21 protein-coding genes are annotated in these 19675 nt (G+C 41.5%); 8 read left to right on the top strand and 13 right to left on the bottom strand.

All coding sequences use genetic code 11. The features are described from left to right. Nucleotides 1-6: 6 nt before the first annotated feature. The 4 genes from ACFSJE_RS03490 to ACFSJE_RS03505 all read right to left on the bottom strand — a co-directional run bounded on the left by ACFSJE_RS03490 (nt 7) and on the right by ACFSJE_RS03505 (nt 3991). Nucleotides 7-1722: a sodium:solute symporter family protein gene (locus tag ACFSJE_RS03490; protein WP_379829590.1), complete on the bottom strand. Its 1716-nt coding sequence runs from the start codon at nt 1720-1722 to the stop codon at nt 7-9. Between the two features lie 20 nt (nt 1723-1742). Further along, entirely contained in the window at nt 1743-2000 is a 258-nt protein-coding gene (locus ACFSJE_RS03495) for a DUF4212 domain-containing protein (protein ID WP_379829591.1), read from the bottom strand. Between the two features lie 73 nt (nt 2001-2073). After that, nucleotides 2074-3033: a phosphoribosylaminoimidazolesuccinocarboxamide synthase gene (locus tag ACFSJE_RS03500; RefSeq protein WP_379829592.1), complete on the bottom strand. Its 960-nt coding sequence runs from the start codon at nt 3031-3033 to the stop codon at nt 2074-2076. A gap of 1 nt (nt 3034) precedes the next feature. After that, a complete protein-coding gene (locus ACFSJE_RS03505; RefSeq protein ID WP_036384373.1) occupies nt 3035-3991 on the bottom strand; it encodes a PhoH family protein in 957 nt (318 codons plus the stop codon). A 121-nt stretch (nt 3992-4112) separates the two neighbouring features. Here ACFSJE_RS03505 and ACFSJE_RS03510 point away from each other — a divergent pair, with 121 nt between their 5' ends. The 7 genes from ACFSJE_RS03510 to ACFSJE_RS03540 all read left to right on the top strand — a co-directional run bounded on the left by ACFSJE_RS03510 (nt 4113) and on the right by ACFSJE_RS03540 (nt 11131). Beyond that, nucleotides 4113-4943, top strand: a complete 831-nt coding sequence (locus ACFSJE_RS03510; RefSeq protein ID WP_379829593.1) for an SAM hydrolase/SAM-dependent halogenase family protein — start codon at nt 4113-4115, stop codon at nt 4941-4943. Then, nucleotides 4944-5246 carry a putative quinol monooxygenase gene (locus ACFSJE_RS03515; protein WP_379829594.1) on the top strand — a complete coding sequence of 101 codons (303 nt, stop codon included), beginning with the start codon at nt 4944-4946 and terminating at the stop codon, nt 5244-5246. Next, nucleotides 5246-5977 carry a gliding motility-associated ABC transporter permease subunit GldF gene (gene gldF, locus ACFSJE_RS03520; RefSeq protein WP_379829595.1) on the top strand — a complete coding sequence of 244 codons (732 nt, stop codon included), beginning with the start codon at nt 5246-5248 and terminating at the stop codon, nt 5975-5977. Before ACFSJE_RS03515 ends, gldF begins: the two co-directional genes overlap by 1 nt. Continuing rightward, nucleotides 5974-7638, top strand: a complete 1665-nt coding sequence (gene gldG, locus ACFSJE_RS03525) for a gliding motility-associated ABC transporter substrate-binding protein GldG (protein ID WP_379829596.1) — start codon at nt 5974-5976, stop codon at nt 7636-7638. Before gldF ends, gldG begins: the two co-directional genes overlap by 4 nt. Before the next feature lie 119 nt (nt 7639-7757). Beyond that, nucleotides 7758-8876, top strand: a complete 1119-nt coding sequence (dnaN, locus tag ACFSJE_RS03530) for a DNA polymerase III subunit beta (protein WP_379829597.1) — start codon at nt 7758-7760, stop codon at nt 8874-8876. Between the two features lie 153 nt (nt 8877-9029). Then, nucleotides 9030-10145 carry a hypothetical protein gene (locus tag ACFSJE_RS03535; protein WP_379829598.1) on the top strand — a complete coding sequence of 372 codons (1116 nt, stop codon included), beginning with the start codon at nt 9030-9032 and terminating at the stop codon, nt 10143-10145. A 68-nt stretch (nt 10146-10213) separates the two neighbouring features. Further along, on the top strand, nt 10214-11131 hold the full coding sequence (locus ACFSJE_RS03540) for a GNAT family N-acetyltransferase (protein ID WP_379829599.1): 918 nt from the start codon (nt 10214-10216) through the stop codon (nt 11129-11131). Here the strand turns inward: ACFSJE_RS03540 and ACFSJE_RS03545 are convergent. After that, on the bottom strand, nt 11108-11470 hold the full coding sequence (locus ACFSJE_RS03545; protein WP_379829600.1) for a DUF4870 domain-containing protein: 363 nt from the start codon (nt 11468-11470) through the stop codon (nt 11108-11110). The two genes, ACFSJE_RS03540 and ACFSJE_RS03545, sit on opposite strands and share 24 nt — an antisense overlap. Before the next feature lie 87 nt (nt 11471-11557). On the opposite strand from ACFSJE_RS03545, the gene mnmE reads away from it, so the two are divergent. After that, nucleotides 11558-12928, top strand: coding sequence for a tRNA uridine-5-carboxymethylaminomethyl(34) synthesis GTPase MnmE (mnmE, locus tag ACFSJE_RS03550; protein ID WP_379829601.1), 1371 nt, complete (start codon nt 11558-11560; stop codon nt 12926-12928). A 1-nt stretch (nt 12929) separates the two neighbouring features. On the opposite strand, the gene ACFSJE_RS03555 is transcribed toward mnmE, so the two are convergent. From ACFSJE_RS03555 to ACFSJE_RS03590, 8 genes are all read right to left on the bottom strand, one after another. Next, entirely contained in the window at nt 12930-13562 is a 633-nt protein-coding gene (locus ACFSJE_RS03555; RefSeq protein WP_379829602.1) for a hypothetical protein, read from the bottom strand. Nucleotides 13563-13682: 120 nt separating this feature from the next. Continuing rightward, nucleotides 13683-14027: a hypothetical protein gene (locus ACFSJE_RS03560; RefSeq protein WP_379829603.1), complete on the bottom strand. Its 345-nt coding sequence runs from the start codon at nt 14025-14027 to the stop codon at nt 13683-13685. A 36-nt stretch (nt 14028-14063) separates the two neighbouring features. After that, entirely contained in the window at nt 14064-14483 is a 420-nt protein-coding gene (locus ACFSJE_RS03565; protein ID WP_379829604.1) for a GreA/GreB family elongation factor, read from the bottom strand. A gap of 214 nt (nt 14484-14697) precedes the next feature. Continuing rightward, complete coding sequence (locus ACFSJE_RS03570; RefSeq protein WP_379829605.1) at nt 14698-16017, bottom strand: sigma-54-dependent transcriptional regulator; 1320 nt, start codon at nt 16015-16017, stop codon at nt 14698-14700. 6 nt (nt 16018-16023) lie between these two features. Next, nucleotides 16024-17118, bottom strand: coding sequence for a sensor histidine kinase (locus ACFSJE_RS03575; RefSeq protein ID WP_379829606.1), 1095 nt, complete (start codon nt 17116-17118; stop codon nt 16024-16026). Nucleotides 17119-17195: 77 nt separating this feature from the next. Next, nucleotides 17196-17429, bottom strand: coding sequence for a hypothetical protein (locus tag ACFSJE_RS03580; protein WP_379829607.1), 234 nt, complete (start codon nt 17427-17429; stop codon nt 17196-17198). Between the two features lie 77 nt (nt 17430-17506). Beyond that, entirely contained in the window at nt 17507-18208 is a 702-nt protein-coding gene (locus tag ACFSJE_RS03585; protein WP_379829608.1) for a response regulator transcription factor, read from the bottom strand. Further along, nucleotides 18198-19475 (bottom strand): sensor histidine kinase, encoded by a 1278-nt coding sequence (locus ACFSJE_RS03590; RefSeq protein WP_379829609.1) that lies wholly within the window; start codon nt 19473-19475, stop codon nt 18198-18200. The genes ACFSJE_RS03585 and ACFSJE_RS03590 overlap by 11 nt, the downstream gene beginning before the upstream one ends. Nucleotides 19476-19675: the final 200 nt, after the last annotated feature.

Below are 19675 nucleotides of genomic sequence, written 5' to 3' on the forward strand. Positions count from 1 at the left end.
AGGATATCAATGCTCAATAGCATCGCCTGCCCCGCTTGGAATACGGATATTTTCAACGATTTCCTGCACATCTTCCGGAGGATCAGGGGTAAAGGTGTTCACCGCTATGGCCACAATAAAGTTCACGACCATTGCTATAGATCCAAATCCTTCTGGTGAAATGCCAAACCACCAATCATCCTGTAAACCGGCAATGGCTTCTTGTCCTCCATCAAAAATTCCAAATTTAAATTTCAACATATAGAAAAGCATGAGACAGAGTCCTACCACCATTCCTGATATAGCTCCTTGGCTGTTCATCTTTTTATAAAAGATGCCCAAGATAATGGCAGGGAAAAACGATGCCGCCGCCAGACCAAAGGCAAGTGCTACCACCGCGGCTACAAAACCTGGTGGGTTGATTCCAAAATATCCTGCAACAACCACAGCTACTGCAGCTGAAATTCTCGCCGCCCAAAGCTCTCCTTTTTCGGAAAGACCCGGATTAAGGACATTTTTAATTAAATCATGGGATACGGACGCAGAAATAACCAATAACAATCCTGCTGCGGTTGACAAGGCAGCCGCCAATCCACCTGCAGCTATCAAGCCGATTACCCAAGCAGGCAAATCCGATATTTCTGGATTAGCCAATACCATGATATCCCGGTCAACCGTGAGTTCGTTCACTTCTGGTGCGGCCACATATTGGATTTTACCATCGCCGTTTTTATCCTCATGGGCAATGAGTCCGGTAGTTTCCCATCGGCTGAACCATTCAGGCATTTCATCATATTCTTTCCCGCTTACAGTTTCAATTAGGTTTGTTCTTGCGAAAACAGCCACCGCTGGCGCCGTAGTATACAGAATGGCAATAAATAACAAAGCCAGACCTGCTGATTTCCGGGCATCCCGAACCCTTTTTACAGTAAAAAAGCGAACAATTACGTGCGGTAAACCAGCAGTGCCCACCATCAATGCGAGTGTAATGGCAAAAACGTCGATTGTACTTTTTGAACCAGAAGTATACTCCGCAAAACCGAGTTCGGTGGAGAGTCCATCCAATTTATCCAAAAGATAGGTTCCAGAACCATCGGATAAGGTGTCGCCAAAACCAAGTTGTGGGATGGGGTTCCCTGTCATCTGAATTGAAATAAATATGGCAGGTACCATAAAAGCGAAAATCAATACGCAGTATTGTGCCACTTGCGTATAGGTGATGCCTTTCATCCCACCCAGTACAGCATAGAACAAAACAATCACCATACCGATGACCACCCCGGTGTTGATGTCAACTTCCAAATATCTTGAAAACACGATGCCCACACCTCGCATCTGACCTGCTACATAGGTAAAAGAAACAATAAGAGCACAAAAAACCGCCACTACTCGTGCCGTTTTGGAGTAATACCGTTCCCCAATGAAATCAGGTACGGTGAATTTTCCAAATTTTCGAAGATAGGGTGCCAATAACAAGGCCAAAAGCACGTAGCCTCCAGTCCATCCCATTAAATACACTGCTCCATCGTAGCCCGCAAAAGAGATAATCCCTGCCATGGAAATAAAAGAGGCTGCAGACATCCAATCTGCTGCTGTGGCCATTCCATTGGCCAATGGGGAAACGCCACCTCCCGCGACATAAAATTCTTTGGTGGAAGCGGCCCGGGACCAGATGGCAATTCCTATATACAGGCCGAATGACAACGCGACCAACACATAGGTCCAAATTTGAACATCACTCATAATTACGTTTTAGGGATTGGTTATTCTTCGTTGAAGCCGTATTTCTTGTCCAATTTGTTCATCAGTCGGACGTACACAAAAATGAGAATCACGAAAACATAAATGGAGCCTTGCTGGGCAAACCAAAAGCCAAGCTTAAAGCCGCCCATTTTGATGGTGTTCAGCTCATCCACCAATAGGATTCCAAAGCCGTATGAGACCAAGAACCAAATTGCCAATAAGATTGAGAGATATTTTAGATTTTCTTTCCAGTACTTTTTGCGAAGGTCGGTATCCATTTGTTAGGTTTGATTGAAGAAATATATGAAATCCTCAGTTAAAACCACCAAAAATTGGAAAGTGCAACACTTTTTAAGAAATACTGTTCAAATAGTTTGAAACGTTGACGCCTATTCGTTCATGAATATTGGAAACATCGGCTTTTACGAACTCATCCCCTGTAATACTCTCATACAGCTCAATATAGCGTTCTGAAACAGACGCAATGTAGTCATCACTCATCTCAGGAACGGTCTGCCCTTCCAAACCTTGAAATCCATTTGAAATCAACCATTGGCGCACAAATTCTTTAGACAATTGTTTTTGAGGCTCCCCTTTGGCCTGCAATGCCTCATAGCCTTCAGCGTAGAAATATCGTGATGAGTCTGGAGTGTGGATTTCATCTATTAAAACGATTTCACCTTCCTTGGTCTTACCAAATTCGTATTTGGTGTCGACCAAAATCAGTCCGCGTTTGGCTGCAATTTCGGTTCCTCTTTGGAAAAGCGCCTTGGTATATTTCTCCAAAACTTCATAATCGGCCTGAGAAACAATGCCGCGTTTTAAAATATCCTCTTTGGAAATATCCTCATCGTGATCTCCTTTTTCAGCTTTAGTGGCCGGAGTAATAATGGGTTCAGGAAATTTATCATTTTCCTTCATTCCTTCGGGCATGGGTTCCCCACACAACATACGTTTTCCAGCTTTGTACTCTCGCGCGGCATGACCCGAAAGATATCCGCGAATCACCATTTCAACCTTGAAAGGTTCGCAAGCTTTTCCAACAGCCACGTTGGGGTCTGGCGTGGCCATCAACCAATTAGGGACAATATCTTCTGTGGCCTGCATCATCTGGGTGGCAATCTGGTTCAAAATCTGACCTTTGTACGGAATGCCTTTAGGCATTACCACATCAAATGCCGAAAGACGGTCCGTGGCGACCATCACCAAAATATCGTTTTCCAAGGTGTAAACCTCTCTTACTTTTCCTTTATATATTGATTTTTGACCCGGAAAATGAAAATCCGTGTCCATAAGCGTATTCTGCCCCATCTTAGAATTGATTTTGGTGCTCAATGTTTTTGTATGCGTCAATGACCTTTTTGACCAACTTGTGACGGATCACATCCTTATCATCCAAATAAATAATGCTGATACCATCCACATTTTTAAGGATGAGCAAAGCTTCCTTCAAGCCAGAAATTACCCGTCTTGGTAAATCTATCTGGCCAGGGTCTCCCGTCAACAAAAACTTGGCGTTCTTACCCATACGGGTCAGGAACATTTTCATTTGGGCATGGGTGGTGTTCTGGGCCTCGTCCAAAATCACAAAGGCATTGTCCAGCGTTCGACCCCGCATAAAAGCCATTGGGGCAATCTGAATGGTACCATCCTCAATATACTTGGCCAATTTTTCTGCTGGAATCATATCCCGAAGTGCATCATACAACGGTTGCATGTAAGGGTCGAGCTTTTCTTTAAGGTCACCAGGAAGAAACCCTAAATTTTCCCCAGCTTCCACTGCAGGTCGGGTTAAAATAATTCTCCGCACTTGCTTTTCTTTCAGCGCCTTTACCGCCAAAGCTACACCGGTGTAGGTTTTACCGGTACCTGCGGGACCAATGGCAAAGACCATATCATCCACTTTACAAGCATCCACCATTCTTCTTTGGTTCAACGTCTGTGCCTTTATCAATCGACCGCTGACACCATGTACCAACACATCGCCACTACTTTTGGACGCTGTATCTTCTTGTCCATTGCTGGTCAGCACGCGCTCAATCATATTTTCATCGAGCTTGTTGTACTTGGCAAATTGACTTGTGAGTAAATCAAACCGCTTGTCAAACTCTTCCAAGAGTTCCTCATCTCCATACACTTTAATTTTGCTGCCTCGGGCAACAATTTTTAGCTTTGGGAAATATTTTTTAAGAAGTTCAATATTCTCATTGTGTTGCCCAAAAAAATCCTGTGGGCTGATATCCGTGAGTTCTATGATAAGTTCGTTCAAAAAATGCGGGGTATTTTATGTTATTTCTTGAAGATTGTATTCTTCTTTTTTAGTGTAATTTTACTTCACAAACTTAACCAAAAATCAATTTGAGCAGGCAAAAACATATCAACAGTATTGCATGGCAATCATAACCTTAACTACGGATTTTGGAATTAAAGACCACTTTGTTGGTGCCGTGAAAGGGACTATTCTGAGCAACCTTCCCGATGTAAACATTGTTGATATTTCCCATGCCATAAGTCCATTCAACATTCAGGAGTGTGCCTACATCCTTAAAAATGCCTACCGTTCCTTCCCCGAAGGGACCGTACACATTGTGGGTGTGGACTCTGAACTTTCTCCCGAAAACCAGCATATTGTGGTGCAGGTGGACGGCCATTATTTTGTGAGTGCCAACAGTGGGGTCATCTCGTTGATTACTTCTGAAGTGAAACCAGAAAAAGTGGTTGAAATCCGGATTCCCAATGTTATCTCAGGATCTTTTCCTGTGCTGAATGTATTCATCCAAGTGGCCTGTCATATTGCCCGAGGTGGAAAATTGGAGGTGATTGGAAGACCTTTTAATGAGCTTCGTGAACTTAGGGAGTTTGAACCCAGAATTATCGATAATGGAAAGACCATTTCAGGAAACGTAATTTACATCGATAACTACGGCAATGTGGTGACCAATATTCAGCGAAGTCTTTTCAACGCATACCGAAATGGAAGGGATTTTGAAGTTTCTGCGCGAACCACCAAGATCAAGGAAATCCACACCAGTTATAATGGCATCATCAATTTTGATTTGGATAAAAGTCAACGAAAAGGCCCTGGTGATGCTTTGGCCTTGTTCAATTCGGCGGGATATATTGAGCTGGCCATTTATAAAAGTGACCTGAATTCAGTAGGTGGCGCTTCCTCCCTTTTGGGCCTTAATTATAGGGATACGGTAACCATAAATTTTCTGTAAATGCTGATACGCATCGTAAAACTCACCTTTAAACCCGAAAATATTCCTAGTTTTGAGCGAATTTTTAAAGAATCAAAAAACGGAATCTTGGCGTTTGAAGGTTGTAACATGGTAGAGTTGTACCAAGACCCCAAAAATCCATGTGTGTTTTTTACGTATAGTTTTTGGGAAAAGGAATCGGATTTGGAAAGATATAGAGCATCAGATTTTTTTAAAGACGTATGGGGAACAACCAAACAATTGTTCAGCGAAAAACCCGAAGCTTGGAGTGTCAATAAAGTTCAAACTACAAACCCATCTTAATGTTCGCTATTTTTAAGAGAGAGGTACGGTCTTTTTTCACATCACCCATTGGGTATTTGATCGTTGGAGCCTTTTTGTTGCTCAACGGTCTTTTTTTGTGGGTCTTTCGAGGCGAGTACAACATATTTGACTACGGTTTTGCCGATTTGGGCAACTTCTTTTTGCTCGCTCCTTGGATTTTTATCTTTTTGGTTCCGGCCATCACCATGAAAAGTTTTTCCGAAGAACGGAAAATGGGAACGTTGGAACTGTTGCTCATAAAACCTATCTCCGTTTGGAAACTGGTGTTGGGCAAATTTTGGGGCGCTGCCCTGCTTTGCATCATCGCTGTCATTCCAACCATTGTCTATGTGTTTGCTATTTCCAATTTGGGAATGATTGATGGCAATTACGACCTCGGAATGGTTCTCGGCTCCTATTTTGGGCTCATATTTTTGATTTCGACCTATACTTCAATCGGTTTATTTGCTTCTACCCTATCGGATAACCAAATCATTGCTTTTTTAGTCGGTATTTTATTTTGCTTTTTGGCATTCAACGGATTTGATGCGGTTTCTTCGCTGTTTTCGGATGGAGAATCTCAACAGCTGATTCAGAATATGGGAGCAAGATTGCATTTTGATAGCCTAGCGCGCGGGGTTATCGATACACGAGATTTGGTCTATTTTATTTCGATGACACTTCTCTTCTTGTACCTCACTTATCAACGCCTAAAACAATTGCCCCGATGAAAAAGTTTCTTATTTCAATTGCGGTGGCCCTTGTTGCTGTTGTGGTGTTGAACATCGTGGCAAGTTTTGCCTACACTCGCTTTGACCTAACCGAAGACCAGCGCTATACCTTATCAGAACCCGCCATTGAAGTCGCCCAAGAGTTTGATTCGCCTGTAGTGATAGATGTGCTTTTGGATGGCACTATTCCCCCTGAGTTTTCCAAACTCAAGACAGAGACCATTCAATTGCTGGAATCCTTTGCTTCAAAAAACAAAAACATTACCTATAACTTGGTAGACCCCCTTGAGGATGAAAGTCAAGCCGAACAAACTATTGCGGAGCTTCAAAGTTTCGGTCTAAAGCCCGCAAGTGTTCAAATTGAAGAAAATGGAAAGGTTTCCCAACAGTTGGTCTTTCCTTGGGCCATGGTCAATTATGGAAACCAGACGGTAAAAGTGGCCCTACTCAAAAACAAAATTGGGTCATCCGCGGAAGAACGCATCAACAATTCTGTTCAACAATTGGAATATGCCTTTGCTGATGCCTTTACCAAACTGAACATCACCGAAAAGAAAAGCATTGCCGTCATTAAAGGAAATGGAGAACTCCCAGACATCTATTTGGCGGATTATTTGACCACCATTCGCGATTACTACAATATTGCTGCCATTACGTTGGATTCGGTGGCTTCCAATCCGCAAAAAGTGTTGGACCAATTGAAAGGTTTCGACATGGCGTTGATTGCCAAGCCCACCGAGGCTTTCTCGGACCAGGAAAAATATGTGATGGACCAATATGTGGTGAACGGTGGAAAATCCATCTGGTTGGTAGACCAAGTGGCCATGGAAATGGACAGTATTTTGGCTGGTGGTGGAAGTGCCTTTGCCCTTCCCCGTGAACTCAACCTAAAGGATTTCTTTTTTAAATATGGGGTTAGAATAAACCCCGTTTTGGTAAACGACCTATATTTCACCCAAATCGTTTTGGCCACCGGAGAAGGAAATGATTCCCAATTTGACCCGGTACCGTGGTACTACAACCCCATGGTATTTTCAAAAAACGACCACCCCATCAACACCAATATTGAGGCCGTTCGGTATCAGTTTACTAGTCCAATTGAAGTTTTGGAAAATGAATATGATAAGACCATTCTTTTGCAAAGTTCTCCTTTGTCTAAAACGGATGGTACGCCGCGACAAATCAGCTTGGATATTTTGAACAATCCTCCAGACCAAGAAACCTATACCCCAGGAAACATGCCTTTGGCAGTACTGATTGAGGGTGATTTTGTGTCCATGTATAAAAACAGGGTAAAACCACTCAAATTAGAGAATGCCCGAGAAGAAGGATTGGCCAACAAAATGATTGTCATCTCTGATGGGGATGTCATCAAAAACCAATTACGGAACGGTAGACCATTGGAATTGGGGTACGACAAATGGACCAGCAGTTTTTATGGGAACAAGGAATTTTTGGTCAACTGCACCAATTACCTTTTGGATAACGGCGGACTTATAAACATTCGAAGTAAAAAAGTATCCATTCCGTTGTTGGATGTAAAGAAAATTGCCGCTGAAAAAACCAAATGGCAACTCCTAAATATTGGTGTTCCAGTACTCTTGACTTTGCTTTTTGGCGTTTTCTTCAGCTACTACCGAAAGCGCAAATTTGCAACTTAAGTGTTGATAAATTTGTTTCTTTGCTTCGACCTTTTAAGATATATTTGCTTTTATCGATTTATAGGCCCGATTTTACCGACTTCAAGTCAATTGGGCCACAATACTAAAGGATTTCTTTGATGAAGTTTATTGTATCCAGTACATATTTATTGAAACAATTACAGGTTTTGGGAGGAGTTATCAACAATAGCAACACGCTTCCCATCCTCGATAATTTTCTGTTCGATTTAAAACAGAACCAATTGACGGTCTCCGCATCCGATCTTGAAACCACCATGAGCTCCGTGCTTGAAGTTGATTCAGATGCCGAAGGCACTATTGCTGTTCCAGCCCGTTTGTTGTTGGACACGCTTAAGACATTTCCAGAACAGCCCCTTACCTTTGTGGTAGAGGATAACAATACGGTAGAAATTAGTTCCAACCACGGTAAGTATGCTTTGGCGTATGCTGATGGTGCCGAGTTCCCAAAAGCGGTAGAAGTTTCCAATCCAAGCTCCACTACCCTATTAGGCGATATTTTGGCCACAGCCATCAACAAGACCATTTTTGCGGCCGGAAACGACGACCTTCGCCCTGTAATGAGTGGCGTGTTCTTCCAGTTTTCTCCCGAAAATTTGACGTTTGTAGCCACGGACGCCCATAAATTGGTCAAATACCAACGACAAGATGTTTCTGCTTCACAGGTTGCTGAATTCATCATGCCCAAAAAGCCGTTGAATCTTTTGAAGGGTATTTTGGCAGGTTCAGAATCCGAAGTGACCATTGAATATAATGATAGCAATGCCAAATTCATTTTTGACAATTCTGAGCTGATTTGTCGCTTGATTGATGGCAAATACCCGAATTACGAAGCAGTAATTCCAAAGGAAAACCCAAACAAACTGACCATTGCCCGGAATCAATTCTTGAGCTCGGTTAGAAGGGTTTCCATTTTCTCCAACAAGACCACACATCAAATCCGATTAAAAATTGCCGGTGCTGAGTTGAACATCTCTGCAGAAGATGTGGATTATAGCAACAAGGCCGAGGAACGTCTTTCTTGTTCCTATCAAGGAGATGATATGCAAATTGGGTTCAACTCACGCTTCTTATTGGAAATGCTCAACAACTTATCCTCCGATGATGTTTCGTTGGAAATGAGCTTGCCCAACAGAGCAGGAATCCTAACCCCAATTGATGGATTGGACGAAGGTGAGCACGTTACCATGTTGGTGATGCCGGTCATGCTAAACAATTAAGATTTTTCTTTCTGAAATAGGCTAATTCCTACGGTAAATTCAAATGTTAAACCATTTATCGAAGATAATTCGGTTTCAACGTGGTTTAGGTTTAAAAGAGTTTGATTTTGATATCTTTATGAGATTGTCAAAAATAACCTTAAACTTTTGAATATGAAAAAATTAGCACTACCCATTATTGCGATTTGTGCATTAACCTTTTTCTCTTGTGAGGTTGAGTCAGTTGGAAACGAGGACTTGACCACAGTTGATGCCAAAGGAAAAGTCGCAAAAAAATCTGACACGCAGATTGTATTTGACCTATCTGAAGATTGCCAAAAAACAGAAGCTATTCTTTACGCCGGGCAAACCATGGAAGTTGGTAAGATAACCGTATCAGAATCCGGTGGAAATTATATCATTACTTATGAAATCACTAATGAAGAATGGTGTATGACAGGCACCCACTTATCTGTGGTTACAGCACCTGAAGATTTTCCAATGGCCAATTCTGGTAACCCAAAAAATGGTCATTTTGAATACAAGGATACCTTTGACTGTGCAAAAACCGCAACGTATGAAGTTCCAGTGGAAAAAGGACCCTATATTGCCGCTCATGCCGATATGGTGTGTGTTGCAAGCTCACCTGAAACCATAGCTTCCAATCTACCTGAAACAGTGGATATATGTACAACCGAATTCCGCCCAGATAACGGAAATGGAGGATATTTTGCCCTTGATATTTCTGATGGAACTTTGTCCGGTGAAGCCTATAGTGCATGGTGCGTTGATATCGATCAAAACCTAAACCTAGAATGTCTTGAAGGAGTATCGGTTATTTCAACCCTAAGTGATTTACCAGAAGGCTTGTTCGAGAACCCTGGTAACATTGGTGCTGTCAATTGGCTTTTAAATTCAGGGCTTATCGGTGCAGAAAGCTCAGCTTTTGGTGCGTATACCGGAGATGACTTACAAATGGCCATTTGGGTTTTATTGGATGACCCATTGGAAGATTTTGATTCTTTGGAAGATCTTGCTGATGCCGGAAGCCTTGGTACATGGGACATCAACAGATCTAATGAGCTTGTAAACCTAGCTCTTGAAAATGAAAATTTTGTTCCTGAATGTGGTGATGTTATGGGAGTGGTACTATCTACTACAGGAAAACAACCTGTTATCATTACACATCCACTGGAGTGCTCTCCTTGCGGCGAAACTGCATGGGCTGATGGATGCGATTTCCCAGGGGACAACTGGGCAACCTATTTTCAATATGGTAGCGCAGAATAATTCTTAAAATTTATACTTTTACTTTAATATGGGCTTGAAGGTACTATCTTCAAGCCTATTTTTTGACCTTGAAAAAATTTCTCGACCGACATAATTTTTGTTTCGAATTCATTGAAGGCAATAGAATTCCCATGTTCTATCAGCAAGAACAAAATACCTCTATTGCCACGCATTCAACCAAAAATGGCATTATTCCAATGGTTGATTTTATTCCAGACTATATCTCTTCTCATGTACTCATTCCAAAAAAGGAATTTGGTTACTATGAAAAATCGTATCGGGTTGGAGTGGCAATGGATTTAAAAAAAAACTCAACTAGCAACGACTATCTCAGTGAAGTTTTAAGTACAAATTCATTCAAATACCTACGAAGATCCATAAACCGTTTAAATAGGGATGGTGAAATTCAATTAGTCCCATATTATGGATTCATTGATGCGGAAACCTACCATTCGCTGTTCAAACAACTTCAGCTTTTTATTAAATCAAGATTCAACCAAAAAAAAGAGCGCCATGCCGCTCTTGGTAGATGGAAGTTTTATGAGGACACACTTTATGATTTGATTCTTCAAAAAAAAGCCTCCCTTTTTGTGCTCTATGATGGGGAAAAACCAATCAGTATTTCCCTAAACTATCATTATGATGAAAGAGTACTGGATTTGGCCATAAATTCTTATGACATTAGCTATCAAAAATACAGTTTGGGCAGACAAATGATCGTAAGGCAATTGGAATGGGCCTACGACAATAATTATGAACTCATCGATTTAAGATGGGGGGCATTTAGCTACAAAGTCGATTTCTCCAATACGAAATCAAAATATAGAACCCATGTTTTCTATACCCGAAAAAACATTCCGTTACAAATCATGGCATGGTGCACCAGTCTTGGATTTTATTGCAAATATTACCTTTATAACGATTTCCTTGCCACAAGGGCTATTCCCAAGATCAAAGCTCTTTTACGCTATAAACCTGATTGTTAGAAAATAGCTAGGTGACTCCCCATTGGAAGCCTTTACAGCATTCACTATGGGTAGAATAAAGCCTAAAATACCTGTTGCGATCAAACTCAAGATACCCAATCCCAAGAGAAGAATGGCAGGAATACTAATAATGACATACAATATCAGGCTCAATTGTAAATTAATGATGGCCTTTCCGTGTTCATTCATTCCCTCGACCTTGTCTTTTGATGACAACCAGATGACCAAAGGAACTATTAGACTTCCAAACCCAATTACATACGACAATAGCTGGGTCAAGTGTGTAATGGACAACAAGGTGTTGTCCTTCCGCATAACATTTTGATTAACAATTTCCATTTTTTGAACGATTTTGATGATGTACCGTATTAGTATCTAATTTCCCAAAAATGTTACAGCATTGCACTAATTTGTACTTTTGCCCCTATGTCATACATGGATAACATTGTAGCTTTGGCAACGCCGTCTGGTACCGGAGCCATTGCGGTGATTCGCATTTCAGGACCAGATGCCATCGCTATTGCTGATACCATTTTTAAATCGGTTAAAGGGAAAGAACTGGCAAGGCAGAAGAGTCACACCATTCATTTGGGGCATGTTGTTGATGACGGAAAGGTTCTGGATGAAGTTCTAATCTCCATTTTTAAAGGTCCCCACTCCTACACCGGCGAAAACGTAGTTGAAATATCCTGCCATGGCTCACCGTATATCCAACAGCAAATCATTCAATTGATACTGCGGAAGGGATGCCGAACTGCTTCCGCAGGAGAATTTACCCTCCGCGCCTTTTTGAATGGAAAAATGGATTTGAGTCAAGCCGAAGCTGTGGCCGATTTAATTGCCAGCGACAGTGAAGCAGCCCATGATATTGCAATGCAGCAAATGCGGGGCGGTTTTAGCAATGAAATACTAAAATTGCGGGAGGAGCTATTGAATTTTGCTTCGTTGATTGAATTGGAACTGGATTTTTCCCAAGAGGATGTAGAATTTGCAGATCGCACACAATTCAACCAGTTGCTGAATCGCATCAGTGAAGTTCTTAAAAAACTGATAGACTCCTTCGCCCTCGGAAATGTTATAAAACATGGTATCCCCGTTGCCATTGTGGGGCAGCCCAATGTGGGTAAATCCACGTTGCTCAATGTGCTTTTGAATGAGGAGCGGGCCATTGTCAGTGATATCGCCGGAACCACCCGGGATACCGTGGAAGACCAAATCAGTTTAAATGGTATCAACTTTCGATTTATTGATACGGCAGGAATCCGTGAAACGGTAGATGTTGTTGAAAAAATTGGGATAGAACGAACCTTCGATAAAATTGAAAAAGCCCGATTGATCATCTTTCTTTTTGACCGGATGGATTTTGATCGTTCCGAATTGGAGCGTATCAGAACCCGTTATCCCAACAAACAATTGGTGCCCATTTGCAATAAGGTTGACCTTTTGGAGCCAACCCAAATTGAGGCATTGCAACAGGAAATCCCCGAAGTTCTTTTCTTATCGGCCAAGAACAAAACAGGAATCCCTGAGTTGGAGAAGAAGCTTCTCGCCTTGGTGGATTCTGGTGCGCTGAGTGGCGATGAAACCATCATTACCAACAGTCGACATTACGATGCCCTGCTAAAAGCTTTGGAAGAAATCCAGAAGGTAAAAGAAGGCATGGAAGTAGGCCTGGCCAGTGATCTTATCGCTATTGATATTCGCCAAGCGCTTTTTCATTTGGGTGAAATCACCGGAAGCGTAACCACTGATGATCTATTGGGCAATATTTTCTCGAATTTCTGCATTGGAAAGTGAGCTATTGTACTCTTTCCATGAAATTGGTCCCAATCAAAATCATATAGAGTGATATAGCTCCAATAATAACCAGAAAGACCAACTCTATTTTGGAAAGTAGTGCATTCATTCCCAATGCACGGGTTGAACGTTTCGTCATTTGGGCGCCCTCCGTAAATTGCACCCCTTCCAAATCATCCAAATTCTGCCTGATTTCCATCAATTCCATTTGAATGTCTTTTTGGGTACTTATCCTTGGGTAGGTCTGGAGTGAGAACTTTTGCTCAAGTAAGGTCAGTTCCTCGTAATTTTTTCTCAAATCGATGAAAAAATCGGATTCACTTCGGGTCAATTTGGTCTTCTCAAAGCGAGACATCAACACAAGAATGGAATCATTTAAGTAGCCAAGAACCTCTTCATTCGCTCCAATGGAAAACTGTTTTTGATGAAACAGTCCGCTTAGCTGGTAGATGTAATCCTGTGCCACCACACGGTCATCATAAACTGAGTTCACGGTATCCTGCGTTCGCAGAATGTTTCCATAATCCATTGCGTTGGCCACCAGGATTAGGATAAACGAGAAAGCCAATACCAAAATCAATCGAAACCGTTGCTTCTTTTTTGGGTTTTTGGATATGAAGATTGTCTTTAACACCTTTGGTCTCTATTTTTTGAAGCATTAATTTTGGAAGTGAGCCCAGCCCCAATACCACCTATCGAGCAAATCTTGGAACAAGGGAGCTGGGCAAAACACAACCAATCAATTAACCACTACTTAGGCCTTTATAAGCTCACCGGAAGCCATAGCTTCTTTAAAGTCAGCTGCAACTTGCCAATGGCTTCCAAAGAAACGATTGCCATCGGTTCTCTTGATTTTTACTTGTAGGGTGCCATCTTTCTTTTCTTTGACGGAAGTGACCACAACCTTATTTCCTTCCACTCTTTTATAGTTGGCGATTCCACCTCGTTTAATGATGAAATTGGGTCTTGGAAAATCAATATGCTCATATTGTGGGGCATCTGGCCGCCCTATTTCAAAAACATCACCTACAGAAACTTCTTGGGCATTAAGACTAAACGCCCCGATCATTAACGCTACTACTAAAATATATTTACTCATATCTCAAATTAATTAAGGGTTATACAAAGTTTTATGCTATCCATTCTTTACGGAATAGCTGATTTTATTTTTGGGAACCATCCATTCCACCTGTTTTATGGTTATGGGTTCCCTATTGGGAATGCTGATTGTATCACCTACTGAACGCCCCACCAAGGCCGCCCCTAAAATGCTTCGGACCGACACCTTTTCACCATTGTTTTCATCATCTGGTTCCAGTACAAGTTGAAACCTATGCTTCTTTCCAGAACCGAAAACCACGGACACATTGGAGTACAATCGAACAGTTCCTTCAGGTATTTCCGAAGTATCACAGATTTTTGCGCTATCCAATCTCACTTTAAGCATATCCAAGGCTTCTTTTTGCAGGTAGTCATGATAGTGCTTGTGAAAGTTCAATATCTTTTTTAGGGCCAAATAATCCATCTTTTCCATGATCACATCACCAAACTTCATGACTTAGATTTAGGTCTTATTATTCTAATGGACGGCACAAAAATCAACATGGCTACTCTATTTGCCCTAATAAGGCAAAGCCTATACCCAAAAAAAATCTAAGGTGCAGTGATTGAATCAACTAACTGATTATCAGTGTTTTGATTTCGTATAAAATTTTTTAAAAGAAAAGAGATGTGGGTAGTATTTACCCGTGTGGGGAGAAATTACCCAGTTACTTTAGTTTTTCACGAAGCGTTTTACGGTCGATTCCTAAAATACTGGCGGCTTTGGATTTATTATTCCCTGTGGAGGCCAAAACTTTTTGAATGTATTCCTTTTCTACCTGCTTTAAGGGTTTCAAGGATTCTTCTGGGAAATCAATTTTGAACTTGACCTGTTCTGGAAGGTGCTTTACACTTACTTGGCCATCGCACATTATTATGGCACGCTGTATGATATTTTCCAACTCCCGAATATTGCCTGGCCATGAATAGCGCTGGAGTACTTCCAACGCTTCTGGGGTAATGCTTACCAACCTATCCCGATATTCCACGCCATATTTTTGAAGAAACTTGTTCACCAGTAACGGGATGTCGGATATGCGCTCACGTAAGGGTGGTACTTTTATGGACACCACGGTTAAACGGTAGTAGAGGTCTTCCCTAAAGTGTTTACCCTCTATCATTTCCTCCAAATTACTGTTTGTCGCCGCAATAATACGAACATTCAACTTTTCAGGTTTTTGGGAGCCTACCTTCATCACTTCCTTTTCTTGAAGCACCCGGAGTAATTTTCCTTGCACTGCCAGTGAAGCATTCCCGATTTCATCCAAAAAAATGGTCCCATTGTTTGCCGCTTGAAAAAAACCATTTCGGGTTTCATTGGCACCCGTGAACGCTCCTTTGGTATATCCGAAAAGTTCCGCTTCCAACAGATTCTCTGGAATGGCACCGCAGTTAACGGCAATAAAAGGCGCACGCGAAAACGTTCCAGAATAGTGAATGGCGCGGGCCACAAGTTCCTTTCCCGTTCCACTTTCCCCTTGAATAAGGACCGTAGCGTGATTGTCCTTTACCCGTTCAATAATCTCAACAACGTCTTCAAAAGCTTCCGAAGCGCCAATCATTTCCCCATACGCCGTTGGATGTTGCTGCCCTGACTTTGAACTTTTCTTTTTAGGGGAAACGGACTTCAATGCTTTTTCAACCGCATCTTCCAACTCCGCTTTGGTAAAAGGTTTGGTAAGATATTCCGTGGCTCCGGATTTAATCACACTCATGGCATCGTCAATGGATGGGAAACCCGTCACCACCAGCTTGGGCATGTCCGGAAAATGTTCTGCGGTATACTTTATCAACTGTATGCCGTTTATTTCGGGCATATTGATGTCCGTAATAAGAAGGTCAATCTCGGTATCCTTTAAAATATAAAGGGCCTCCTTGACGGAAACTGCGCTGTAAGTGTGGTAATGCATGCCACTCAAATGCCTGTGGAGCAGCTCCAAAATCTGAATATCATCATCCACCAACAGTATATTTTCCTTCTTCAGCATAGGGTACTATTTAATTTTGGGAAGCTCAATGGTAAAAATGGTTCCTTTGGGTTTGTTGGGCGCATGTTCTATACTCCCTTTATGGCTTTGAATGATGCCGTGCACCACACTAAGGCCCAAACCACTGCCCTCTCCTACCGGTTTGGTGGTAAAAAAAGGGTCGAACACACTGTTTGCCTTATCCTTGGGAATTCCAGACCCTTCATCGGAAATTATGAGGTTTACCTTATCCTTCTTATCCGTGACCTTGATTTTGATTGTGCTTTTGGGAGGAGAAAAGTAAATAGCGTTCACCACAAGGTTAAAAATAACCTGGGTCAATTGAATCTTGTCCGTCCGCAATAGTACCTGCTCTGCATTTACCTCCAAATCGCAGGTAACCTCGTTTTTGGCCAATGTGGTACGCAATAGGTCAATGGCATCCTGAATGATGGGAACAATGTCCAACGTGCTGCGTTCTTCAGGCATTTCGCAGGCAAAGAACATCAACTTCTTTACCACTTCGCGGGAAAATATGGTATTCGTGATAATTTTGTCCAAATCCTTAACGGCTCTCGTATCACCTTCCACCCGCTCCCGAAGAAGCTCGGCAAATCCCAAAATATTAGCAAGTGGGGTGTTGAGCTCATGGGCAATCCCTGCGGTAATCTCACCCAAAATTCGCAAACGGTCCGCTTGTTCAACCTGTCGACGAATATTTTCTTGGTTATCTTTGATTTCCTTTCGCTCCAAAAGATTTCCCACCTCCAGACAAACATTGTCCAGCAATTGCTGTTCTTCAACTAGAAAATCATCCAAACTGTATTTTGGTGAAGGATAACCCACACGGATGGCACCTTTCGGCTCATTAAAAACTTTAATTGGTGATTCCAAAAAGACATAGGCTTCTCCCCGTTCTTCTGTATGAATAGAAATAATTGGAGTTTCCAACTCCACGTACGTTTCCTCATCAAACTGCCAAGCTACCTGCAAACAGTTCGCAATGGCCTTCAATACTTCTTCAATCTGTTCGTAATCACTATGGACAATTAAAGATGTGACCTCATAAAGGCAGGTCAATTCTTTAATACGTTCTTTGAGTTTCTGTTCGGCGGTATGCAAGGTCTCCTCTTTGGGTGTAAATTACTAATTTCCCATGTATCCTATAGAAAGGAGTATTTTAAAAGACTACCTATAGTCTATTTCGAGTCCAGTCGTTGAATTTCAAAAGTAGCAGCGCTTATTAAGTCTTTGAGCTGTTCCGAATCGCTTTTGGGGCAGGATTGGGATAATTGGTACTTTGAACTCTCAATAAGTCTTTGGCAGTAGGCTATCTGTTCATTGACCGGCAATTTGGAGATGGTTTTACCAAAAAGGTCATCCAAGCGGCACAATGAAACTTCCTTGGGTTTAAAACGTATAAATTTGAGCATCTTGACAATATAGTTGGTTGGATTATTCTAGAAAGCATCAAAAACCAAGCCATAATTGTAAACGATACGCTTACTGTTTACGCTTCATCAACCTTCAGCATAAAACCCCTCCTGTTCACGTTTACGATACTTATTCGAGGGTCTCTGCTCAAATGTTTTCGTAAATGTGATATAAAAACATTGAGGCTCTTTTTGTTGAAGTAGTCATTTTTGTCCCAAATGGTGGTCAGAATTTCCTTGTGGGTAACCAGTTGGTTGATGTTCATGGCCAACAGGGTAAGAAGGTCAAACTCCTTACCGGTCAACTTAATGCCCTCTCCTTTGTGCTTTAGTTCAAAGCTTTCCGTGTTCAAGGTGTAATTTCCAATTTCAAAACTGGTTTCTTGAGGTTCGGTATCCACATCCGCTACCAATCTTGATAAAAGCGCATTGATTCTTACCACCAATTCTTCCTCATCAATGGGCTTTTTGAGGTAATCCACCGCTCCCATGGAAAACCCTTTGAGAACATCGATTTTTAGGGAACGAGCCGTTAAAAACAGAAAAGGCAGCTCTGGATTAATGGTCTTTATTTTTTGCGAAAGCTCAAAACCATCCATATCGGGGAGCATTATGTCCAAAATAGCCAAGTCAAATGCATTGGTTTCCACTTTTTTTAAGGCTTCCTGTGCATTTTTGGTCCAGGTGACGCTGAATCCCTTCATACCGAGGTATTCTGAAAGTAGGTATCCCAAGGAAGCATCGTCCTCTACCAAAATCAATTTGTATTTATTCTCCATTGTTACTCGTTTTTAAGGAAATTACAAATGTTGTTCCCTCCCCTAATTTACTGTCTACCGTTATTTTGCCATGGTGCATGCTTATGATTTTGTGCACATAGGATAATCCAAGTCCATATCCCTTTACCTTGTGTACGTCACCATTCTTAATTCTATAATACTTTCTAAAAATTCGTTTTTGGTCCTTTTGTGCAATTCCTGGACCATTGTCCGCTATTACAATAAGCAGCTTATCATTTTTAATATGGGCTTTTAAACGAATTATCGGGTCATCAGCATATTTCTTCGCATTTTCCAGCAGGTTCCCAATAGCATTCTCCAGATGGAATTTTTCTGCCCGAACAGGGTAAGCCTCCCCCTCTAAATCATACGAAAAATCAACATCGTCATATTCGGATAATATTTTAAAATCCCGGCAGATGCGTTCCAGCTCAGGTTTAAAGTCAATCTGTGATAACTGTATAATATTTTTTCCAGACTCCAGACTGGCCAGTTCTAAAACCTTGTCTATGTGCGTTCTCAACCTATCCGTCTCGCGGCGAATGAGCTCCAAAACGGGTTTTTTCTCTTCAGAAATACCTTCTTCCAATATTTTACTGGCCAAACCGATAGAGAAAACCGGGGTTTTCAACTCATGGGTAAGGTTGTTGATGAAATCGTTTGTCGTTGTAATAATGCTGCTTTGCCAATAAAATGAGCGTAACACCCAAATTACAACAACGATGATGGCCATTAGGAAAAGAAAACCAGGAATCGTCAATCCGTTCAGTTGACTCAAAAAATACCTGTTGATATCTTGAAAGCCCAGTTCCAAAACCATCTCTTTGTTAATTTGGTTGGGTATGTAGCCCTCAATTTTAATAGGATAGATGAGGATGTCATCTTCTTTTACATGTGGTTTAATGGAGGAAAGATATTGGGTGGAATCGCGTGCGTACAACGAATAGGTAAATGGAGCATCTATCCCCGAAACGCCCAATTGATACGAAATGTAATCGTTCAAATAATACTGAGAAAGCCTTTGAAGACTATCCAAGCTAATCTTTAGTTCGGAGGTATCTTTCTTAACGGTACTCCCCAGCGTATAGGATAGAGAGTTGACTTCTGAAAGTTCGTTGTTAATATTTTCTCGGACATCATCAATTTTTTGAGAGAACTGCACCCGTGCAAGTCCCAAACCAACCCGAAGATATTGGTACTGCACCACCAAAAGCCCAATGACGGACACCACAAAAACAATGACATAAACATTTCTCTTGGTCAGCATAGTGCGAAGTAAACAAAAAAACCAACGCATTTAACCTAATGGTTAGCTCCATTAATCTTTCCTTAATCTTTTTGTTCTTTCGTTAACCTCTTTGCGTCCTTCAATGTTTTACTTTAGCTACTGAGTTTAGTTAGAAATAAGTAGCGTAACATCCGTAAAAGGATTATAAAAAAACCGGCCAGTGGTCGGTTTTTTTATTT

The organism is Flagellimonas iocasae, from assembly GCF_042682725.1.
GTDB classification, from domain to species: Bacteria; Bacteroidota; Bacteroidia; order Flavobacteriales; family Flavobacteriaceae; genus Flagellimonas; species Flagellimonas iocasae.